The 18397-nt window shown below is 57.2% G+C and carries 17 protein-coding genes; 8 read left to right on the plus strand and 9 right to left on the minus strand.

Going from position 1 to position 18397, the window contains the following annotated elements; translation table 11 throughout:
* The first annotated feature begins 3 nt into the window (after positions 1–3).
* Together AC6IZD_RS01430 and AC6IZD_RS01435 are read left to right on the plus strand one after the other, a co-directional pair.
* Positions 4–228: a hypothetical protein gene (locus AC6IZD_RS01430; RefSeq protein ID WP_497785897.1), complete on the plus strand. Its 225-nt coding sequence runs from the start codon at positions 4–6 to the stop codon at positions 226–228.
* Positions 228–695, plus strand: coding sequence for a glycoside hydrolase family 73 protein (locus tag AC6IZD_RS01435; RefSeq protein ID WP_497785898.1), 468 nt, complete (start codon positions 228–230; stop codon positions 693–695). The genes AC6IZD_RS01430 and AC6IZD_RS01435 overlap by 1 nt, the downstream gene beginning before the upstream one ends.
* Positions 696–798: 103 nt before the next feature.
* On the opposite strand, the gene sucB is transcribed toward AC6IZD_RS01435, so the two are convergent.
* From sucB to AC6IZD_RS01450, 3 genes are all read right to left on the minus strand, one after another.
* A complete protein-coding gene (sucB, locus tag AC6IZD_RS01440) occupies positions 799–2448 on the minus strand; it encodes a 2-oxoglutarate dehydrogenase, E2 component, dihydrolipoamide succinyltransferase (RefSeq protein WP_497785899.1) in 1650 nt (549 codons plus the stop codon).
* Positions 2449–2603: 155 nt separating this feature from the next.
* Complete coding sequence (locus AC6IZD_RS01445; RefSeq protein ID WP_497785900.1) at positions 2604–3185, minus strand: class I SAM-dependent methyltransferase; 582 nt, start codon at positions 3183–3185, stop codon at positions 2604–2606.
* 27 nt (positions 3186–3212) lie between these two features.
* Positions 3213–3467, minus strand: coding sequence for a putative signal transducing protein (locus tag AC6IZD_RS01450; RefSeq protein ID WP_497785901.1), 255 nt, complete (start codon positions 3465–3467; stop codon positions 3213–3215).
* A gap of 110 nt (positions 3468–3577) precedes the next feature.
* On the opposite strand from AC6IZD_RS01450, the gene hemB reads away from it, so the two are divergent.
* Positions 3578–4576, plus strand: coding sequence for a porphobilinogen synthase (gene hemB, locus AC6IZD_RS01455; protein ID WP_497785902.1), 999 nt, complete (start codon positions 3578–3580; stop codon positions 4574–4576).
* A 90-nt stretch (positions 4577–4666) separates the two neighbouring features.
* Here the strand turns inward: hemB and AC6IZD_RS01460 are convergent, their stop codons facing one another.
* The 3 genes from AC6IZD_RS01460 to AC6IZD_RS01470 all read right to left on the minus strand — a co-directional run bounded on the left by AC6IZD_RS01460 (position 4667) and on the right by AC6IZD_RS01470 (position 7666).
* Entirely contained in the window at positions 4667–5143 is a 477-nt protein-coding gene (locus AC6IZD_RS01460) for a hypothetical protein (RefSeq protein ID WP_497785903.1), read from the minus strand.
* Between the two features lie 224 nt (positions 5144–5367).
* Positions 5368–7209 carry a chloride channel protein gene (locus tag AC6IZD_RS01465; protein WP_497785904.1) on the minus strand — a complete coding sequence of 614 codons (1842 nt, stop codon included), beginning with the start codon at positions 7207–7209 and terminating at the stop codon, positions 5368–5370.
* A gap of 118 nt (positions 7210–7327) precedes the next feature.
* Positions 7328–7666, minus strand: a complete 339-nt coding sequence (locus AC6IZD_RS01470) for an MmcQ/YjbR family DNA-binding protein (protein WP_497785905.1) — start codon at positions 7664–7666, stop codon at positions 7328–7330.
* Positions 7667–7750: 84 nt separating this feature from the next.
* Here AC6IZD_RS01470 and AC6IZD_RS01475 point away from each other — a divergent pair, with 84 nt between their 5' ends.
* Together AC6IZD_RS01475 and lipB are read left to right on the plus strand one after the other, a co-directional pair.
* On the plus strand, positions 7751–9664 hold the full coding sequence (locus tag AC6IZD_RS01475; protein WP_497785906.1) for a CocE/NonD family hydrolase: 1914 nt from the start codon (positions 7751–7753) through the stop codon (positions 9662–9664).
* A 310-nt stretch (positions 9665–9974) separates the two neighbouring features.
* A complete protein-coding gene (lipB, locus tag AC6IZD_RS01480; protein ID WP_497785907.1) occupies positions 9975–10847 on the plus strand; it encodes a lipoyl(octanoyl) transferase LipB in 873 nt (290 codons plus the stop codon).
* A 143-nt stretch (positions 10848–10990) separates the two neighbouring features.
* Here the strand turns inward: lipB and AC6IZD_RS01485 are convergent, their stop codons facing one another.
* Complete coding sequence (locus AC6IZD_RS01485; protein ID WP_497785908.1) at positions 10991–11437, minus strand: DMP19 family protein; 447 nt, start codon at positions 11435–11437, stop codon at positions 10991–10993.
* Between the two features lie 259 nt (positions 11438–11696).
* On the opposite strand from AC6IZD_RS01485, the gene AC6IZD_RS01490 reads away from it, so the two are divergent.
* On the plus strand, positions 11697–14135 hold the full coding sequence (locus tag AC6IZD_RS01490) for an endonuclease MutS2 (protein WP_497785909.1): 2439 nt from the start codon (positions 11697–11699) through the stop codon (positions 14133–14135).
* Between the two features lie 79 nt (positions 14136–14214).
* On the opposite strand, the gene AC6IZD_RS01495 is transcribed toward AC6IZD_RS01490, so the two are convergent.
* Together AC6IZD_RS01495 and AC6IZD_RS01500 are read right to left on the minus strand one after the other, a co-directional pair.
* Positions 14215–15030: a hypothetical protein gene (locus AC6IZD_RS01495; RefSeq protein WP_497785910.1), complete on the minus strand. Its 816-nt coding sequence runs from the start codon at positions 15028–15030 to the stop codon at positions 14215–14217.
* Between the two features lie 234 nt (positions 15031–15264).
* Positions 15265–15522 carry a hypothetical protein gene (locus tag AC6IZD_RS01500; protein WP_497785911.1) on the minus strand — a complete coding sequence of 86 codons (258 nt, stop codon included), beginning with the start codon at positions 15520–15522 and terminating at the stop codon, positions 15265–15267.
* Between the two features lie 249 nt (positions 15523–15771).
* Between AC6IZD_RS01500 and AC6IZD_RS01505 the strand changes: the two genes are divergently transcribed.
* Together AC6IZD_RS01505 and dnaG are read left to right on the plus strand one after the other, a co-directional pair.
* On the plus strand, positions 15772–16362 hold the full coding sequence (locus tag AC6IZD_RS01505) for an HD domain-containing protein (RefSeq protein WP_497785912.1): 591 nt from the start codon (positions 15772–15774) through the stop codon (positions 16360–16362).
* A 169-nt stretch (positions 16363–16531) separates the two neighbouring features.
* A complete protein-coding gene (dnaG, locus tag AC6IZD_RS01510) occupies positions 16532–18376 on the plus strand; it encodes a DNA primase (RefSeq protein WP_497785913.1) in 1845 nt (614 codons plus the stop codon).
* Positions 18377–18397 lie beyond the last annotated feature (21 nt).

Here is an 18397-nt window from a genome sequence, read left to right on the forward strand (position 1 = left end):
ACAATGACAAGTTTTGAAGAACGAGTGCTTCGCGATCTGGGCGAACTCAAAACACATATGCGCTGGATCGTTGGAAACGGCAATGAAGGAAAGATTCAAGAGCTGGAGTTGAGGCTTCAGCGGCACGAGTCGGCGCTGCAACGCGTCGCGGGCATTGGAGTGGCAGCGGGGATCTTGCTGACACTGCTACATATCACGCTGGATTCAATAAGGGTTTTACATCACTGATGACGAAAGAAGAATTTGTAACGCTGGCATACGAAGCTGCGTTGGAAAGTTCACGGCAGAGCGGCATGCACCCCCTGATCACGGTGGCACAGGCAGCGCTCGAGAGCAACTGGGGAGCTTCTAGGCTCTCCACTGAAGCTCACAACTACTTTGGCTTGAAGGCGCATGGCAAACATGAGCGCATCAAGATGGCAACGAAAGAATGTCACAATGGCATGACCTTCACGGTTAAAGCTGAGTTTGCGAAGTATGAATCTATGAAGGATTGCTTCGCTTGTCGTGATGGCATTCTAAGTCGCAGTCCTGTTTACGCCGCGGCGAGGCAGTGTCTCTCGGACGAGGTGGCATTTATACGCGAACTCTCAAAGCATTGGGCGACTGATCCGAAATACGCGGATAAACTCTCGGCGGTTTTGGATCAGGTGAAAGCAATATTGCAGCGAGAGAAGGTGAGCGCAGGACAGTAAGGTTTTTCGGATGTGCTGGCGGCAGACATTCGTGTCTGCCGCTCTTTGTTGCAATAGATTAGCGGCGAGCCGAAGCCCGCCGCTGTTAGTCGTAAGAACGCCTCTAAACGATCGGTTCGCTCCAGTTCTCAAGAATGTTCTTGATGACCATCATGAACTGGTCGGCGACTGCTCCATCGATCACGCGATGGTCGAAACCTATCGCCATCGTAATCACCGAACGGATGCCGATTGTGTCGTTGCCTTCCTTGTCGGTGATCACAACGGGACGCTTCACAATCGCACCGAGATCCAGGATCGCGACCTGTGGCTGGTTGATAATGGGCAGCCCAAAATTCGCGCCGAAGATCCCCGGATTTGTGATCGTGAATGTTCCTCCTGCCACTTCATCCGGCTTCAATTTCTTGGTGCGTGCGCGTTCGCCCAAATCATTGAGGGCACGTTGCAGCCCAACGAAGCTCAACTCATCTGCATGCTTGATGACCGGAACCAGCAATCCCCAATCGAGTGCCACGGCGATGCCGATGTTGATGTCGCGCTTGTAGTTGATGCTGTCGCCTTCGACGGACGAGTTCATGATCGGCCATGCGCGCAAAGCCTGAGTGACTGCACGAATGAAGAACGGGGTGTAAGTGAGTTTCAGCCCTGTCGCTTGCTGGAACTTGTTTTTGTTCTTCTCGCGCAGCTTCACAATTCGAGTCATGTCGGCGTCGAACACCGTGTGCACGTGCGCGCTGGTACGGCGGGACAAAATCATGTGCTCGGCGATTTTCTTGCGCATTACTGACATTGGCTCGACAACACCCGGAGTGCCCGCAAATTTCGAGGCAGGCGCCGTGGCGGGCGTTGCGGTAGCGATCGCGGCAGCAGGCGCCGGGGCAGCAGCAACAGGCGCAGTTTTTGCTCGATCAATGAAGGCCAAGATGTCGTCTTTTGTGACGCGGCCGCCTGCTCCTGTTCCTTGGATCTGTCGCAGGTCAACATTGTGCTCAGCCGCAAGCTTGCGAACCAGAGGCGAGGTGCGTACCTCTTCCCATGAGGTCGGTCCCATATCTCGTGGCGGTGCCTGAGGCCCGGTCGCTTGGACTGTTGCGGGTGCGGTAACGGCAGCCGCAGCCTTGGGTGCTTCAGGAGCGGGTTGCGCAGCGCCTTCGGCGGCTCCGCCGATCACGGCAACTACGGAATTCACCTGCACCGTAGTTCCCGCTTGTGCCTTGATTTCGGACAGCACGCCTGAGGCTGGCGCCGGGATTTCGGCATCGACCTTGTCTGTCGAAATCTCAAACAGTGGTTCATCTCGCGTGACCTGCTCGCCCACATTCTTCAGCCACTTGGTAATCGTGCCTTCGAAGATGGATTCACCCATCTGCGGCATGACAACGTTCGTTGCTGGTCCGCTTGCCGCAGTCGCGGGCTTGGGAGCTTCTTTAGCCACCGGATTCGGCTCAGGCGAACCAATCGCCGGTGCGGTCGTCTTCTCGGCAGCCTTTGCGCCACCACCATTCCCACCAATCGCAGACTCGTCGATGACGGCGACGACCGAGTTCACTTGCACCGTTTTCCCTGCCTCGGCCAAAATCTGCTTCAGTACACCCGACGCCGGCGCCGGGATCTCGGCGTCCACTTTGTCAGTTGAGATTTCGAATAAAGGTTCGTCCCGGTTAATCTTGTCGCCGGGCTGTTTTAGCCACTTGGTGATGGTGCCTTCAAAGATGGATTCACCCATCTGAGGCATAACTACGTCAGTCGGCATGCTCTTCCTTCCGCACTGTTTCTTATCCTGCTAGAATCCCAAATTCAAATTATATATCCGCGACACAGGGCTGCCGTGGCGTCAGCCTGCTCCGGCCCTATCTCGATAGAGCTTCTGATTCGTGTATAGGATTCGTGTACTAGCGAAAAACCTGCCTATCGCTGTGCGACAACGATGTAGGTCCAGTCCGTTACGATGTCGCTTTTCACGACGCCCCAGCCAGCCTCTTCCAGCGAACTTTCCACTTTGGATCGTTGTATGCGATGTTCCAGCGGAGGCCCCGGTGGGCGGGTTGCATCCGGACGCCAATCAATAATGGCGAGCTTAGCATTCGGTGCCGCTATCCGTGTGAACTCCCTGAGCGCCGCGGCATGATCGTCAAACTCGTGCCACACCGCCGACAGGAAAATCAGATCACAACTAGCATCTGGCAAACCCGTTGCCCGATCCTCCCCAGCGATTAACTCGACATTCTTCAGACCATCCTTCGCGACCAGCTTTTCCCTCAGCACTTCGCGCAACTCAGGCGAAACGTCCACGGCATAAACTTTCCCGGGAGCCACCCTTCGTGCCAGCGGCAGCGTGAAATATCCGCTGCCCGCGCCAATATCGGCCACGTTCAGCATCCCGCACGCTCCCACGGCATCCATGATCGCCTGTACAGGAAACTGCTCTCCCCGGTCTGGCGCTTCCAGTTTTTCCAGGCTTTTAGGATCAAATCGGCGTTCGTTGCTCATTTGGTCTTACCTTTCAGGTCGAGCTCTTCAGCGCACAATATAAGGCGTTCCCGGATCCTTCAGAATCGCTCGCGCGTCGTCCGCATCTTCCTCGCGCACCTTCAGCGCAATCCCTCCGGTTATGCCGTTGTAGATTCCGCTGCTAATGCGGCTCAGATATTCGTTAGATGAAAAGCACTCGATCCCGGCTGACTCCAGCCGCCCTCGCGCAAACAGGAACTCCTGCTCCATCAGAAATCGCGCCACCACTACGAGTTCCGGACCCTCACCGCCACGCATCATACATCGATTCTCCCACGAAGCGGTCCACCCAGCTCTGCCCAGGCGATCCAGATCCCCTTGTGATTGCAATCACACACCCGCACCCTGCTCGGGACTATACTTCCTAAGTTATGGCCTTCCCAATCAATCGCCAGCGCCGTATGCGGCGCACTGAAGCCTTGCGTTCTTTTGTGCGCGAAACCCGTCTCACTCCCAAAGGTTTTGTTTATCCGTTGTTCATCTGCCCCGGCGAAGGCGTCCGCAAAGAAGTGCGTTCGATGCCCGGCGTTTACAATCTCTCGGTTGACGAAGCTGTTAAGGAGTGCCGCGAAGTTTACTCGCTCGGCATCCCCGCGATCATCCTCTTCGGCCTGCCTGAAGTGAAGGACGAGATCGCCACCGGAGCTTGGGCAGAGGACGGCATTGTTCAGCGCGCCGCCCGCGCCATCAAGGCCGAAGTACCAAACCTCATCATCATGGGCGACGTCTGCCTCTGCGAATACATGTCTCACGGGCATTGCGGCATCGTGAAGAAAGTCAGTGGTGGCACGCCGGAGACTGAATACGAGATCGTCAACGATGCCTCGCTCGACATCCTCGCAAAGACCGCCGTTTCGCAGGCCAAAGCCGGAATCGACATCATCGCCCCGTCCGATATGATGGACGGCCGTATCGAAGCCCTGCGCATCGCGCTCGATGCCCACGGATACGAGAACACGCCGATCATGAGCTACGCGGCGAAGTTTGCCAGCGGCTTCTACGGACCTTTCCGCGAAGCAGCCGACTCGGCTCCGTCGTTTGGCGATCGCCGCAGCTATCAGATGGATCCGGCGAACGCCCGCGAGGCGATGCGCGAAATCGAACTCGACCTTGAAGAAGGCGCGGACATGATCATGGTCAAGCCCGCCATCTCCTACCTCGATATCATTGCCGAGGCTCATGCCCGTTTCGATGTTCCGCTTGGTGCGTACCAGGTCAGCGGCGAATACGCCATGATCAAGGCTGCCGCTCAGAACAACTGGATCGACCACGACCGCGTCATGCTCGAATCGCTCCTCAGCATCCAGCGCGCTGGAGCTTCGATCATCCTGACCTACTTCGCAAAGGAAGCAGCGAAACTGATCGGGTAAACTCGTGTGCATAGTGAAAAGAGGCCGCTGAAAAGCGGCCTTTCCCATTTATGCCGTCGCAGACGCTACGGTTTGATGATTCAGCGGGCCTTAGATCGGTTCGGGGCTAGTGCTGTGGGCATCGGTCACGTTGTAGGGCTTACCATCGAACGACGTTCCAGGTGGGTAGGCGAACTTCATATATTTCGTACCCACCTTGCGAATAGCGTCGTGCCAGCCATTGTCCCAACTCACGCGCGCTTCGCCGGCAAAATAAGTCCAAGTGCCGTGGCCACCATTACCGACCGTGTTTGTGGCTTGTCCGTCTTCTTTGAAGACGAAATAAATGTCGCGACCATTGCCGTCGCCGACCGTCCACTTGCCAACGAAACGGTGCCTTCCGGGAGTACTCATGCCGGAGTCCGAGGTGCTCGAGGCAGCAGTCGTTGTCGACGGTCTAACCTCTATCCGTGCAATCTCGGCCAGCGAAAAGACCTGCTGATGGCCATCCTTGAACGTGATTACGATTGAATTGTCAGAATTCTTCTTGGCTCTGTCGTTCGATGCCGCGCCGGCAATCATTGGCACGCTCACGACTCCGAACCACAATAGAGCAATCCAGCCTAATCCTATATGCCCCCTGCGCATCTTCTTTCCTCGAGAACGCAAATTTGCACGCGGAACAGCTTAGTCCTAAATACGACAGGTAGGCCGAAATAGTTTCAGAGATTCTGGGCAACCTTCCAAATCAGATCATCGTGCGCTAGGAGACTGTTTGCATTAGCGGTGATTGTGGTTCTGAGACTCCTTAGCTATGCTGCCCGCTTGGTCCCCCGAGACCTGAACGGCAGGATTAAGTTCAGCGGCAGAACCCGTTCGCGACGGCGCTCTGCTTCGAGATTCTTCGTTCTCGCCGCAAGCAGGTCATCAAGCGAAATCATCCCCAACAGTTTGCGTTCATGGTTCCGCTCAATCACGGGAAACCGCGTCAGCCCTGTCTCCGCCATGCGGTAAACGACTACCCGCAGCGGTTCGTCTGGATGCGCAACCTGCGCGTCCTTCCGCAGCAGTTGTGAGAGCGAGCAGCCTGAATCGTGCTGACACATCTCCGTCAATTCCTGCCGCGTTACCACTCCAATCAACCGCTTCTCGCCGTCCACCACGGGGTAGAGCCGCTGCCGCTTTGGGCTCGTGTTGTGATGCAGTACCTTCGATAACTCATCCATCGTGATCTCCGCTGGAAGCGCCACAATGTTTGTCCGCATCACCTCGCGCACAAAGAGAATCTCCAGCGGGTCAACCGAGTACTCACGGCTCAGGTGGTATCCCCGCCGTGCAACTTTCTCCGTCAGGATCGAGCGCCGCAGCGTCAGCACGGTAAACGAGTGCGAAACAATGCAAGCCAGCAGCAATGGCAGCATCGCATTCAGATCATGCGTGAGTTCCACGGCGAATACGACGCCAGTAAAAGGCGAGCGCATCGTTCCGCCGAGAATTGCGCCCATGCTGATTAGTTGCCAGAAGCCCGCGCCTTCGTGCGGCAAGAAGTTTCCGGCGAGGCCACCCAGCGCACCTCCCATCAGCAGCAGAGGCGCCAGCACACCACCCGAAGTCCCCGACCCCAGCGACGTGGCCCATATCACCGACTTCACCAGCAGGATTCCCAACAGCACCCCTGTAGTTGCCTTACCAGCCAGTAGTGCGCCGATCGTGTCATATCCGACGCCAAGAGCCTGCGGGAAGATCAATCCACCCGCGCCCACAACCAATCCGCCGATAGCGGGCCACCACATCCAGTGAATCGGCAGCTTTCCAAATAAATCTTCTGCGGCGTACACAGCGAGTGTCAGCAGTGCCGACAACGCACCTGCCAGCAAGCCAACAAGCACACATCCAAGTAGTCCCTGCGGGCCGATGAATGCCGGATGCGGCGGAGTAGGGAACAGCGGTCCCATGCCAATGATGTACCGCCGGGTGGCCGTTGCTGCTACGCTCGCCAATGCAACTGGAATTAAACTCCGAGGCTTCCATTCGAAAAGCAGCAGTTCGACCGACAACAGCACGGCAGCCAGCGGCGAAGCGAATGTCGCGGCCATTCCCGCCGCGGCGCCGGAAACGAGCAGAGTTCTGCGTTCTGCGCTTGTGAGATGGAAGAATTGCGCAATCAGCGAACCGAACGCACCGCCCGTCATGATGATTGGACCTTCGGCTCCAAACGGTCCACCTGAGCCAATCGAGATCGCGGCTGAAATCGGCTTTAGCACCGCGACTCGCGGCTCCACCTTGCCGCCTCTCAGCAGAATTGCCTCAATGGCTTCCGGAATGCCGTGACCACGAATCTTCTCCGACCCGTATCGCGCCATAAAGCCAATAATTAAGGCCCCGACGACGGGCACAAACAATTCCACCCATCCCAGTTGGTTTGCTGCGGGCGAAACCAGCGCCGTGCTCCAGCGTTGAAAGAAGAAGAGGTTCGTGAACAGCCCAATGAGTTTCAGCAGAATCAACGCGATGAACGCACTCGCAACTCCGATTACGACGGCAAGCCCAGAGATCGGCAACACTCGCCAGTTCGTCGTAAAGTCGCCGAGAAGGTCTGATCCTTGCTGCTTTGTGGTGTTCTCTTCAGGAATGAATTGCCGAATTTCCGCCATCTCTTCAGAATCCCTTCTCCCAGTAAGATGCTGCGAGTGGATGGCGGGCGCACGACTGCTTTGGTCAGGGTCATCGGGTGCTTTCCTCAATTCACTTGATGTTGCAGGTTTTCCGGCTTCACGCACTCTTCTTCTTGTTTTGATTCTTTTTTCTTCTCACCCTCCAAGCCTCGACCAGCGCTCCGTGCATCACGTCCTCTGTCGCTTCCGCCAGACGAATGTGCGTGATGCCCATCTTGCCCCATCCGCCTTTCACAGGCAGAAATAAGTCAGGACGCTCTTCGACATATGCGGTCTGCTGCTCTGGTGTCAGCATCAGGTTGCCGAAACCTTCCTTCTCCGATGCAAGGGTAGCGAAGATCCGCCCTCCCACACGAAAGTCGACCGCTCCCATGTGTGAGCCCTCTTCCGCGCCTTCCAGACTTAGCGCAATTCGTCGAAAATCGTCGGCGTTCATCGCTCACCTCCGCGGTTTTTTGATCACCACATTCCTTCAGTGTTTTAATTGTGGTTCACTGGCACCCGCACATCGGAGGAAGAATTGAATACTGCTCGCGCCCGTTGCCGCCGCCTTGCGGCGCTGTTGCTTTTCTGCACGTTTGCTCTGTTTTCGATTGCTCAGGCTGCGCCTGACAAAAAGCCCGACGAACTCGGCGAGTGGATCAAGGAAAACTACACCAAGTACGAATACCGCATCCCGATGCGTGATGGCGTTCATCTGTTCACCAGTGTTTACGTGCCCAAGGACGCAAGCGAGCAGCACACGTATCCAATTCTTTTTGATCGCACTCCCTACACGGTTGCGCCCTACGGCGTCGATCAGTTCAAGACCGCGCTCGGCCCCTCCGAGCTCTTCGCTCGCTCCAAGTACATCTTTGTCTATCAGGACGTGCGCGGAAAGTTCATGAGCGAAGGCACGTTTGTGGACATGCGTCCCTACATTGCCGACAAGAAATCGCCAAAGGACATCGATGAGTCCAGCGATACCTACGACAGCATCGACTGGCTTGTGAAGAACGTCCGCTACAACAACGGACGCGTCGGAGTCTGGGGTATTTCCTATCCAGGTTTCTACTCCTCCATGGCCGCCATCGATGCGCACCCCGCGCTCAAGGCCGTTTCTCCGCAGGCGCCGATTGCGGACTGGTTTATCGGAGACGATTTCCATCACAACGGCGCACTCTATCTGCCGCACATGTTCAACTTCATGTACACCTTCGGACAGCCGCGTCCTGAGCTGACTACAAAGTGGGCTGAGCACATCGAGCACGGAACCCCCGATGGCTACAGCTTCTTCCTTGGCGTTGAGCCACTCTCGAATGTGGACGCGAAGTTTTACCACAACAAGGTTGCCTGGTGGGACGAGATCATTCAGCATCCCGACTACGATCAGTTCTGGCGCGCACGTTCCACTCCGCAATTCCTGCGCAAGATCAAACCCGCCATGCTCACCGTAGGCGGATGGTTTGATGCAGAAGATCTCTGGGGCGCGTTGCACACCTACAAGTCAGCAAATTCGCAGAGTCCCGACGGAGATGTGAAACTCGTCATGGGCCCATGGTTCCACGGTGGCTGGGCACGTGGTGACGGAGACCATCTCGGCAATGTCTGGTTCAACGGCAAGCAGAGCATTTTCTATCGCGAGAAAATCGAGTTCCCGTTCTTCGAACATAATCTGAAGGGCACTTCCGATCCGCAACTTCCTGAGGCTTATGTCTTCGAAACCGGAACCAACGAATGGAAGCGCTATGACGCATGGCCTCCCAAGCAGGCAAAAGCCGCCGCTCTCTATCTCGGACCGAACGGCCAACTTAGTTTTGAAAAGCCCGCCGCTGGAAGCGAGTTCGATGAATACATCAGCGATCCCGCGAAGCCCGTGCCCTTCACAACGGCCACTGAAACAGGCATGACGCGCGAGTACATGACTGACGATCAGCGCCAACCCGGACGTCGCACCGACGTACTCGTTTACGAGACCGCGCCGCTCACCGGGGACGTCACTTTCGCCGGGCCCCTGCACCCCGAACTGTTTGTCTCAACTTCGGGCACTGACTCCGACTTTGTCGTGAAACTCATTGACGTGTATCCCAACGACTACCCCGACAATGACAAGAACCTCAAAGATGTCCACCTTGGCGGATATCAGCAACTCGTGCGCGGCGAACTCTTCCGTGGCCGCTTCCGCAATAGCTACGAAAAGCCCGAGCCCTTCGAGCCCAACAAGGTGACGAAAATCGCATATGAAATGCCTGACGTGAATCACACCTTCCGCCAGGGCCATCGCATCATGATCCAGATCCAGAGCACATGGTTCCCGCTCGTAGATCTCAACCCGCAGAAGTTTGTTCCGAACATCTACCTCGCCAAGCCCTCTGACTTCCAGAAGGCCACCGAGCGCATCTACCATTCCGGCGCCCACGAATCGCACGTCAACGTCCTCGTCCTGCCGCAGTAATGTCACTGCGCGAAGGAGAACACTCCAAGCAAAGGAAACACTCCAGGGTGCCCCATCCTAAACTCGCTTCTGAGTTTAGGGTGGGGTAGTTGCTTTGCTCTTCCTCTTGCCTTTGTTCTTGCCCCTACCTTTGCTCTCGCTCTTGGCCTTTGCCTTCAAGGTGTCATCCTGAGCGCAGCGAAGGATCCTAGCGCCGTCCACTGCCGTCGCGAAGGCATTTCTGCCACCGTCCTTCGCTCCGCATGCTCAAAAGCGAGCACAGCGACACGACACCGCATCGTTTTCCTCCGGCGAGTATCCTATCTACAGCATGATCTCCGTCCTCAACCTCGGTCGTTGCGATTACGCCACCGCGCTCCACCTTCAGGAAACCCTCGTCGAACTGCGTAAGCAGGATCGTGTTCCCAACGTTCTTCTCTTTGTAGAGCACGCGCCGGTCATCACGCTCGGACGCAACGCTCACGAAACCAACATCGTTGCCCCTCGCGAATCTCTTGCCTCGCGCGGTGTCGAGGTCTTCGACATTAATCGCGGCGGAGACGTCACCTTCCACGGCCCCGGACAACTCGTTGCCTACCCGATCTTTGACCTGCGCTCATTCGTCCCAAAGCTCGGAGTCATCGAATACGTGCGCCGCCTCGAAGACGTCCTCATGCGCATCTGCGCCCAGTACACGATCGAAACCCAGCGCATTGCGGGCATGACCGGCGTCTGGACCCACGCCACCCCGCCTCCACGCTTAACGCCGCGCCCCATGAACCGCGACTACGTCCCTCTCGGCGATGAGAAGAACTCAGATGGGAACGCGCAATTCACTCCTCACCCCTCTGAGCGCAAGATCGCAGCCATCGGTGTCCACGTCTCGCGCGGAGTCACCTCCCACGGCTTTGCTCTCAACGTCACAACCGACCTCGATTTCTTCAAACTGATCGTCCCCTGTGGACTCACCAAGCCCGTGACCTCCATCGAATTCGAAACCGGCCTGCGCCCCTCGCTCGATGAAGTGATGACGCTCGCCTCGCGCACCTTCGGGGAACTTTTTCGCTCGCAAATGCTCTGGCTGGAATCCATCCACGACCTGCTTCCTGAAATCTCCGAACCCACATCCGCCAATCAAGACACTCCCGCCCGCGCTCCCGAAAACGAGCGCCGCATTTCCAGCGATGACATACATCTAGCCTGATCAAACACTTAGCCTCCCAGGCACAATGAAGCGTATCGCGAGACCAGCGAAGGCCAAGCTTTGCCAGCTGCTGTCTGTTTTATCTGCTTGTTTTTAGAGCTGCTGCAGGTCGACGATTTCAGAGCTCGGGCTATCGCTTACGTCTACGCCGTCGGCACTTCTCCGAACTCTTCAGGGTGCCTCGATACATAGGCGAACAGTAATCCTGTCAGGTCGTGCGGATAGGCGTAGAACTCCCGGTCGAGTGCGTCGAGCATCTCCTCGATCTCATCGGAGAAATCAGCAGCAGCCGAACTGATCTCATCCTGATTTTCCGGTAGTCCACCTGGGAACGCGGCAAGGATTGCACGCCTGCATATTTCAGCAGTTTGTGGCGCGCCAATTGTCTCAAGGGCCTCGACAACAAATCCTGCCGTCTCACAACTGTTGTTCAGGAAATATTGTGAAAATCCGCCATTGTTAACTTCCGACTCGACCGCCCAAATAGCAGAAAAGACCTTCTGGGGAATGGACTGTGTGCTGAAGTCCTCTTTACCAAACTTCGTCCTGTCCGACTCGGAGAGTTGAATGAGAATAGCGTTCTTGTCCATGATTGGTGCCTCCAGCCGCGAGTCCCAACAGAGTAGCTTTCACATCCTCGGCTGTCCATAGCTAGCCTCCGACTAAAATGAATCCAGTTTCATTGAGGTGACGCCTTTTCTGTGAGGCGGCAGGTCCATCCGTTAAGCCTCCCGGCCAGACTCCTCCGTCTGCGATAATGGCGGTAGAGGAACACGCGCTGAAGCAGCCTTCGCAGGTTTCAACCTCGCGAAACCTTGCTCACCTGCGCAACCTCGCGAAACCTTGATCATGCCCACACCGCTTCTCCATACCAGCGCTACTGCCCTTGAGTTCGAGCGTCTCCGCGACATTGTTCGTGGATTTTGCCAGAGTGAACTCGGCCAAGAAGCAGTCAATGACCTCGTGTCCACTACTGATGCGGACTGGATCGACCGTCAGCAGCAGCTCACAGCTGAAGTGCGTGCGTTCCTCCGCGCCGGCGGACGCTTTGATTTCGGCGGGCTCATCGATCCAACGCAGCTAGTGCAGCGCGCCCGCATCAGCGGAGCCACACTCGAGACCACCGAACTTCGTGACGTCATCCTGCTTATGGACCGCGCCGCCGAGTGGCGCGAAACCGCTGCTCATCCGCCGCAAGCAATGAGGGATCCATGGCCAGCCATCGAAGAGCTTTCGTCGGCCATCGCGGATTTCACGCCGCTCCTCCGCTACTTCGCCAACAAGCTCTCGCCCGACGGCACGCTTGATGACAATGCTTCGCCCGCACTCACCAGCATCCGACGCGAAATCGAGAAGCAGCGCCGCTCCATCCAGAACTCCCTTCGCAGCTTCCTCCGCCGCCTCTCCGAAGGCGATGCGCTGCAGGATGAGTTGGTCACCATTCGCGGCGATCGCTTCGTCATCCCGGTTAAAACCGAGCAAAAACGTCGCGTCCAGGGCGTCGTTCATGGTGCCAGTTCCAGCGGGCAGACCGTGTTTGTCGAGCCTCTCGAGACCATCGAGCAGAACAACGAACTCGTGCGCCTCCTCGAAGACGAACAGGCCGAGATTCAGCGCATCCTCGTCGAGATGACTTCGCGCATCGGCCAACAGTCGGAAGCCATTCTCGCCTCCGTCGATGTCCTGCGCGAACTCGAACTCCAATTTGCCAAAGCGCGTTTCGCCGAACAGTACCAGTGCACCCGCGTCAAGCTGCTCACCGAGGACAGCGCCAACTCGCTCATTCTCATTAACGCCCGGCATCCTGTCATGGAGCGCAATCTGCGCTCGCGCAGTAAGTCTGTCGTTCCACTCACGCTTGAGATGGACCGCCGTCAGCGCCAGCTCATCATCAGCGGCCCCAACACCGGCGGCAAAACCGTTTCGCTCAAAACTGCGGGCCTGCTCGTGCTCATGGCTCAGGCCGGAATCCCCGTGCCTGCCGAGCGCGCCGATCTCCCCATCTGTGACGCCGTACTTGCGGACATCGGCGACTCGCAATCCATCGAACAGAACCTGTCCACGTTCTCCGCGCACGTCACCAATATCGACTTTATCTCCCACACCGCCACTTCGCGGTCCCTCGTGCTGCTCGACGAACTCGGCTCCGCCACCGATCCCGAAGAAGGTGCCGCGCTCGCCGTCGCCATCGCCGAACACTTCCGCCGCCGTGGTTCGCTCACCATCATTTCTACGCACCACACGGCGCTCAAAATCTACGCGACCAATTCGCCCGGTGTGCTTAACGCTGCCGTCGGGTTCGATGAAAAAACTCTCGCACCCACCTACGAGCTTCGCGTTGGCGTCCCCGGCGCATCTGCCGGAATCAACATCGCGCAGCAGATCGGTCTCAACCGCGAAATCATTCTCGACGCCCGTCAACGCCTCAGCACCCAGACACAGGATATTGCGGGCTTCCTCGATCGCCTTCACTCCGATCTGCGCGATATCCAGAACGAGCGCCTCCAGATTCGCCAGCGTGAGCAGGAAATTGCCCGCGAGCGCTCCCGGCTTGAAGCCGAGGGCCTCAAGGAGCAGCGCGATAAGATCCGTGAGCTAGAGAAGAAGCTGGATTCGCTCATGCGCGATTTCGAGTACCACGCCCGCGAAGCAGTCTCTGCCGTGCAGGATCGTGCCGCCGCGCAAAAGTTAAGTAAAGAAGCCGAGCGCCGCATCGCCAAAGCCCGCCGCGAGTTCCGCGAGCAGTTCAATCAAGCCGTTGTCGCGCACACCACCGGAGCCGATCGTGGAGATGAGAACGCTCGTCCTCACGTCGTCTCCCGCGTTGCGGTCGGCGACATGGTGCAACTCAAATCCATCGGACGCAGCGGCAAGGTAGTACGCAAACTCGACGACGAAGCCATTGAAGTCCAGGTCGGCCCCATGAAGATGCGCGTGCCGCTCGACGACATAGCCGCCGTCATCGGACAAGCCGGCAACAATCCCGTCCAAGCCGCGCGCAGCAAAGGTATCAACGTCCGCCTGCGCGACGAAGACGAGTCCGCGCCCACCGAACTCAATGTCATCGGACACAACGTTGACGAAGCCACCGCCGAGGTCGAGAAGTTTGTTGACCGTGCCTTCCTTGCCGGACTCTCGCACATCCGCATCGTGCATGGATCTGGCATGGGCATCCTGCGCCGCGCCCTGCGCGACTACCTCAAGCACCATCCACAAGTCATCAACGTCACCGAACCTCCGCAGAACCAGGGCGGCGGTGGTGCCACGGAAGTCGAACTCAAGGTATAAGGAACCAAGTTCTGTCACACGAGCGCACCTCTATGATCAGTGGGCTAGAGGTGCGTTACTTTCCTTCTCCTGCAGAATCTCAGAATCGATACATCACGCCGAAGTTCACGATGGGATAGAACCTGAGCGGCTCAATGTTGCGATTGATCTTCCTCTCTTCTGCATTCAGGTCGGTTTGGAAATCCTCATACGATTTCACTGCCGCGCACGTCCTCGGATCTGGCGTGCTGCACGCGCTTCCTTCCATCGTCAGGTCAAAGCGCGGTGTTCCTGCGAAAGCGACGCCCACCTCAACTGGAAATGTGAAGTGCCGTTTGCTCCGCGAAATCGCATTGCCCCATCCGAAAGTGATTGTCGGAGCCACTTTGCGCGACAGCCCAATTCTGCCAAAGCCATGCAGAGGATCTTTCGTGCTGCTGTAGTAATCGGTGTCGTTGAAGGTGATCGTGCGCCCACCCCCTACCAGCGCCACTGCACGCGCGTTCACCTGGTGGAAGGCCATCATGCCCGTGCTCACTCTAAAGCCGTGACGAAATGGATACACGTCATACGAGAAGCGCAGGTCCCCTGTGCGGAGCCTTCCATCGTATGCCACGCTATCGCGTTTCAGGTCAGCCGAGATGCTGAGAAAATGCCCGTCCAGTCGCAGGTTCGAGCGACTGCTCAGCGGCGTCACCAATTCGAAGCCCGGACCCATAGTGCCGGCAGAAATTCCAAGTGCCCACTTCGAAAACGGCCGCGTGGGCAGTGGTTGCGTTCGGGAAATGTTCGTGCTGTTCACCGCCACGACAGCGGCATCGTCTGCTGCATGGGCAAGCAGGGAAGGGAGGCAAACAATCAAAGCAACAGCAGCAAAGGCGCGTCTCCAGCCAGAACCAAAGGTCTTCCAATCCATACGGGGTCTTTCCTTTGCACACCCATCGAGCGGGCGATTGCAGTTCGGGTATGGATGATCGTGAGTAAGTTCAGGTTGGAACAGAGTTCGCCAGAAACTAAGACGAAGATGCAGCGGCAGCTCTCGCGTGCCACTAGATCGGAAGAATGCATGTAGAGGTTCAATGGGATTGTGATCTGGTTTGGATTTAATTGCGCGGCAGGGTTTCCCGCCGCGCATCTTGCATTCTGCGCGTTAAGCTGCTTCGCTCCAAGCGTCGGAGCCGTGTTGTTTCACCATCTTGTTGTAGACGCCCAGCAGCAGGAACGGTGCAGCCCACTGTCCCACGAACAGCGCCCAATCGTCTCGCCGCATAATTTTCAATGTAGCTGAAATGGCCATCGAACCAATCGCCATGCCGAGGTAAGCGCTCGATGGAATTTTAGAGGTTTGAGACTCGATTGCACCGGTTACGCGATCTTCTCGCTCTCCTTGATACACCTTTGATTGCATCCTGTTTGCACCCAATCTTGGATTTACGCTCGCCCCATCCAAGGCGGTCAGCGCATTACCTGCTATGACGACGATGGACAAATCGGGGAACGGGGCTGCTCAAATCTGTTGTCGCAATTGTTAAAAGTCTTGTCCCCGTTCGAGCCAATCCAACTCCACCTCGATACGTCAAATCACGCCAGAGCCACTTCGCTTGCCGCGGGAGAAAAATGCCTCAACTGTGCTTCACGTTTTAGAATGTCTCTATCCATGACAACCAGACTTGAGCAGCAGATCAATTTCATCCTGGAAATCGACAAGCTGAAACGCATTCTGCGGCAAACCCCTATCTCCGGTCCCGACCGCCGTCAGGAGAACACTGCCGAACATTCGTGGCACATCGCCGTGATGGCGTCCTTGTTGTCCGAGTACGCTCCTGAGCCAGTGAATGTCTCACGCGTAGTCGGTATGCTTCTCGTCCACGACATCGTTGAGATCGATGCCGGAGACACCTTCGCCTATGACGCTGTCGGCTACTCCGACAAGGATGAGCGCGAGCGTCTTGCTGCCAATCGACTGTTTGGTCTGCTCCCCGCCTCCCAAGCCAGCGAAGTACGTGCGCTTTGGGATGAGTTCGAGGCCTTCTCCACTCCCGAATCCCGCTATGCCAACGCGCTCGACCGACTCCAGCCCCTATTGCTCAATTCCCGCACCGGCGGAGGCTCCTGGCGCAGCCATGAGGTCACTCGCGACAAGGTTCTGGCCCGCATGGAACCGATTCGCACGGGCCTCCCCGACCTTTGGTCGGTCGTCATGGCCATTGTCGATGATGCCTGTTCCCGAGGCTGGCTGAGCGACTGAACTGCGGCTAAGGCCAGCGCCGACATCGAGCTAGAAGTATTTGTGACATTTACATGCACCAATACAGTCGCACTTTTGCACACCCCCTCAGGGCAAAAACCCCCATACTCACAGGTTTTCCACAGCTTCCAGCGCCTTTTCGGCTTCTCCTTGGGGCAGACTAGTAACCGTGGCTAATCCCGGAGACTTCGCATATCAGGTCAAGCAGCAGGCTGACATCGTTCGCGTCATTGGCGAGTATGTAAAGCTGCGCAAATCGGGAGCCCAGAACTTCTCCGGCCTCTGCCCGTTCCATGGCGAGAAGACTCCATCGTTCTCTGTTCACGCCAGCCGACAGTACTTCCACTGCTTCGGCTGCGGCGTGTCGGGCGATGTGTTCACCTTCATTCAGAAAATCGAAAACATTACCTTCCCTGAGGCCGTACGTGCCGTTGCCCAAAAGCTCGGCATCGCTGCGCCCAAGGTGCAGTTCAGTTCACCTCAGGAAGCCAAGGAGGCGCGCACTCGCGGCCTTCTGCTCGATCTCCACGAAGCCGCCTGCCAGTGGTTTCAGGAACAGCTTCGCCGTCCAGAGGGTGCCGCCGCCCGAGAATATCTGCATGGGCGCGGACTCGACGACGAGGCCATAGCTCGTTTCCGCATTGGATTTGCCCCCGAATCCGGCTTCCTACTTCGCGACAAGCTCAAGGGCTTCGCCGACGAAGACGCACTCCGCGAAAGCGGGTTATTCAGTTGGAAAGATAGGGAAGACTCGCGCACCAGCGAAGCATCCCGTCCCGCGCCCGCAGCTCTTTACAGCAAGTTTCGCAATCGGGTGATGTTCCCCATCTGCAACGAAAGCGGCAAGGTCATCGCTTTCACCGGACGCACCCTCGCCACGGATGAGAAAGCTGGCCCCAAGTATCTGAATTCTCCCGAGACGCCGATCTACAGCAAGTCTCACGTGCTCTTCAACTTGCATTTGGCAAAGGAAGCAATCCGCCGCCTCGACTACATCATCCTTGTCGAAGGCCAAATGGACTGCATCTCGGTGTTCAACGCCGGATACCACAACGTTATCGCCTCCAGCGGCACCGCGTTCACAGAAGCGCAGGCCCGCCTACTGGCTCGATTCAGCAAAAAGATCGTTGTTAATTTCGACCCTGACACCGCCGGAGCCAATGCCGCAGAGCGTTCTCTCGCAATGCTGGTCAGCGAAGATTTCGAGGTCCGCGTCGTAAGTCTGGAGCAGGGCTTCGACCCCGATCTCTACGTCCGCCGCAAGGGAGCCGCGGCGTACGGAGCGGCCCTCCAAGGTTCGCAGAAATATTTCGACTACCTCATCGAACGCGCTCAGGCCCAGTTCCCCCGCACTGCCGAAGGCAAGGTCAAGGCCATCAACTACCTGCTGCCGCATATCCAGCGCGTCTCCAGCCGCATTGTGCGCGACGAGCTAGCGGCCGATGTGTCGCAGAAATTGCAGATCGACTCAGCCGTATTGCGGCAGGAGCTTCGCCACGTGGCTTCCGCCCGTACCTCTACCCACCTGACGCCACCACCCGAATCGCCCATTACCGAGGCCGAGCGCTTTTTGATCCAGGCACTTACATGCGGTCCCGAGGTCGCCTTCACCTATCTCGACGAGCATGGGCAGGAGCAGCCCTACAACCCGGCTGAACAGGCATACTACACACTAAGCTCCGAGCAGTTGCATAAAGGGCTTCGCGCCGAGGCACTGATCGACGCCATTATCAAAGGCCTTGCCGATGGCGCCGACCTCATGTCGTTGCCCATTTCCGAGGAGGACCGCAATTTGCTCATGTCCATCCTCATGAAAGAGCACGAGTCCCTCACCGCCGAGCTTCTGCACGGAGCCATCGAGGCGCTGCGTCGGCGTCAGCTTGAGCATCGACAAGTTGAACTCCGTCGCCAGATCGCCGAGGCTGATCGCAAGAATGATTCTTCGTCCCTTGCTCGTTTCCTTCAGGAAAAGCAGCAGGTCGACGCCGCTCTGCTTGCCGCTAAGTCCGTCTAAAGAACCTGCTTGCATTCATGG

The sequence above is a fragment of the Koromonas humicola genome, from assembly GCF_059726255.1.

Bases quoted from the DNA above. Each gene is read 5' to 3' on its own strand.
- hemB (WP_497785902.1), top strand. From the start codon at position 3,578: ATGGCCTTCCCAATCAATCGCCAGCGCCGTATGCGGCGCACTGAAGCC.
- sucB (WP_497785899.1), bottom strand. From the start codon at position 2,448: ATGCCGACTGACGTAGTTATGCCTCAGATGGGTGAATCCATCTTTGAA.
- AC6IZD_RS01445 (WP_497785900.1), bottom strand. From the start codon at position 3,185: ATGAGCAACGAACGCCGATTTGATCCTAAAAGCCTGGAAAAACTGGAA.
- AC6IZD_RS01500 (WP_497785911.1), bottom strand. From the start codon at position 15,522: ATGCAATCAAAGGTGTATCAAGGAGAGCGAGAAGATCGCGTAACCGGT.
- AC6IZD_RS01495 (WP_497785910.1), bottom strand. From the start codon at position 15,030: ATGGATTGGAAGACCTTTGGTTCTGGCTGGAGACGCGCCTTTGCTGCT.
- AC6IZD_RS01505 (WP_497785912.1), top strand. From the start codon at position 15,772: ATGACAACCAGACTTGAGCAGCAGATCAATTTCATCCTGGAAATCGAC.
- lipB (WP_497785907.1), top strand. From the start codon at position 9,975: ATGATCTCCGTCCTCAACCTCGGTCGTTGCGATTACGCCACCGCGCTC.
- AC6IZD_RS01465 (WP_497785904.1), bottom strand. From the start codon at position 7,209: ATGGCGGAAATTCGGCAATTCATTCCTGAAGAGAACACCACAAAGCAG.
- AC6IZD_RS01435 (WP_497785898.1), top strand. From the start codon at position 228: ATGACGAAAGAAGAATTTGTAACGCTGGCATACGAAGCTGCGTTGGAA.
- AC6IZD_RS01485 (WP_497785908.1), bottom strand. From the start codon at position 11,437: ATGGACAAGAACGCTATTCTCATTCAACTCTCCGAGTCGGACAGGACG.
- AC6IZD_RS01430 (WP_497785897.1), top strand. From the start codon at position 4: ATGACAAGTTTTGAAGAACGAGTGCTTCGCGATCTGGGCGAACTCAAA.
- AC6IZD_RS01470 (WP_497785905.1), bottom strand. From the start codon at position 7,666: ATGAACGCCGACGATTTTCGACGAATTGCGCTAAGTCTGGAAGGCGCG.
- AC6IZD_RS01490 (WP_497785909.1), top strand. From the start codon at position 11,697: ATGCCCACACCGCTTCTCCATACCAGCGCTACTGCCCTTGAGTTCGAG.
- AC6IZD_RS01450 (WP_497785901.1), bottom strand. From the start codon at position 3,467: ATGATGCGTGGCGGTGAGGGTCCGGAACTCGTAGTGGTGGCGCGATTT.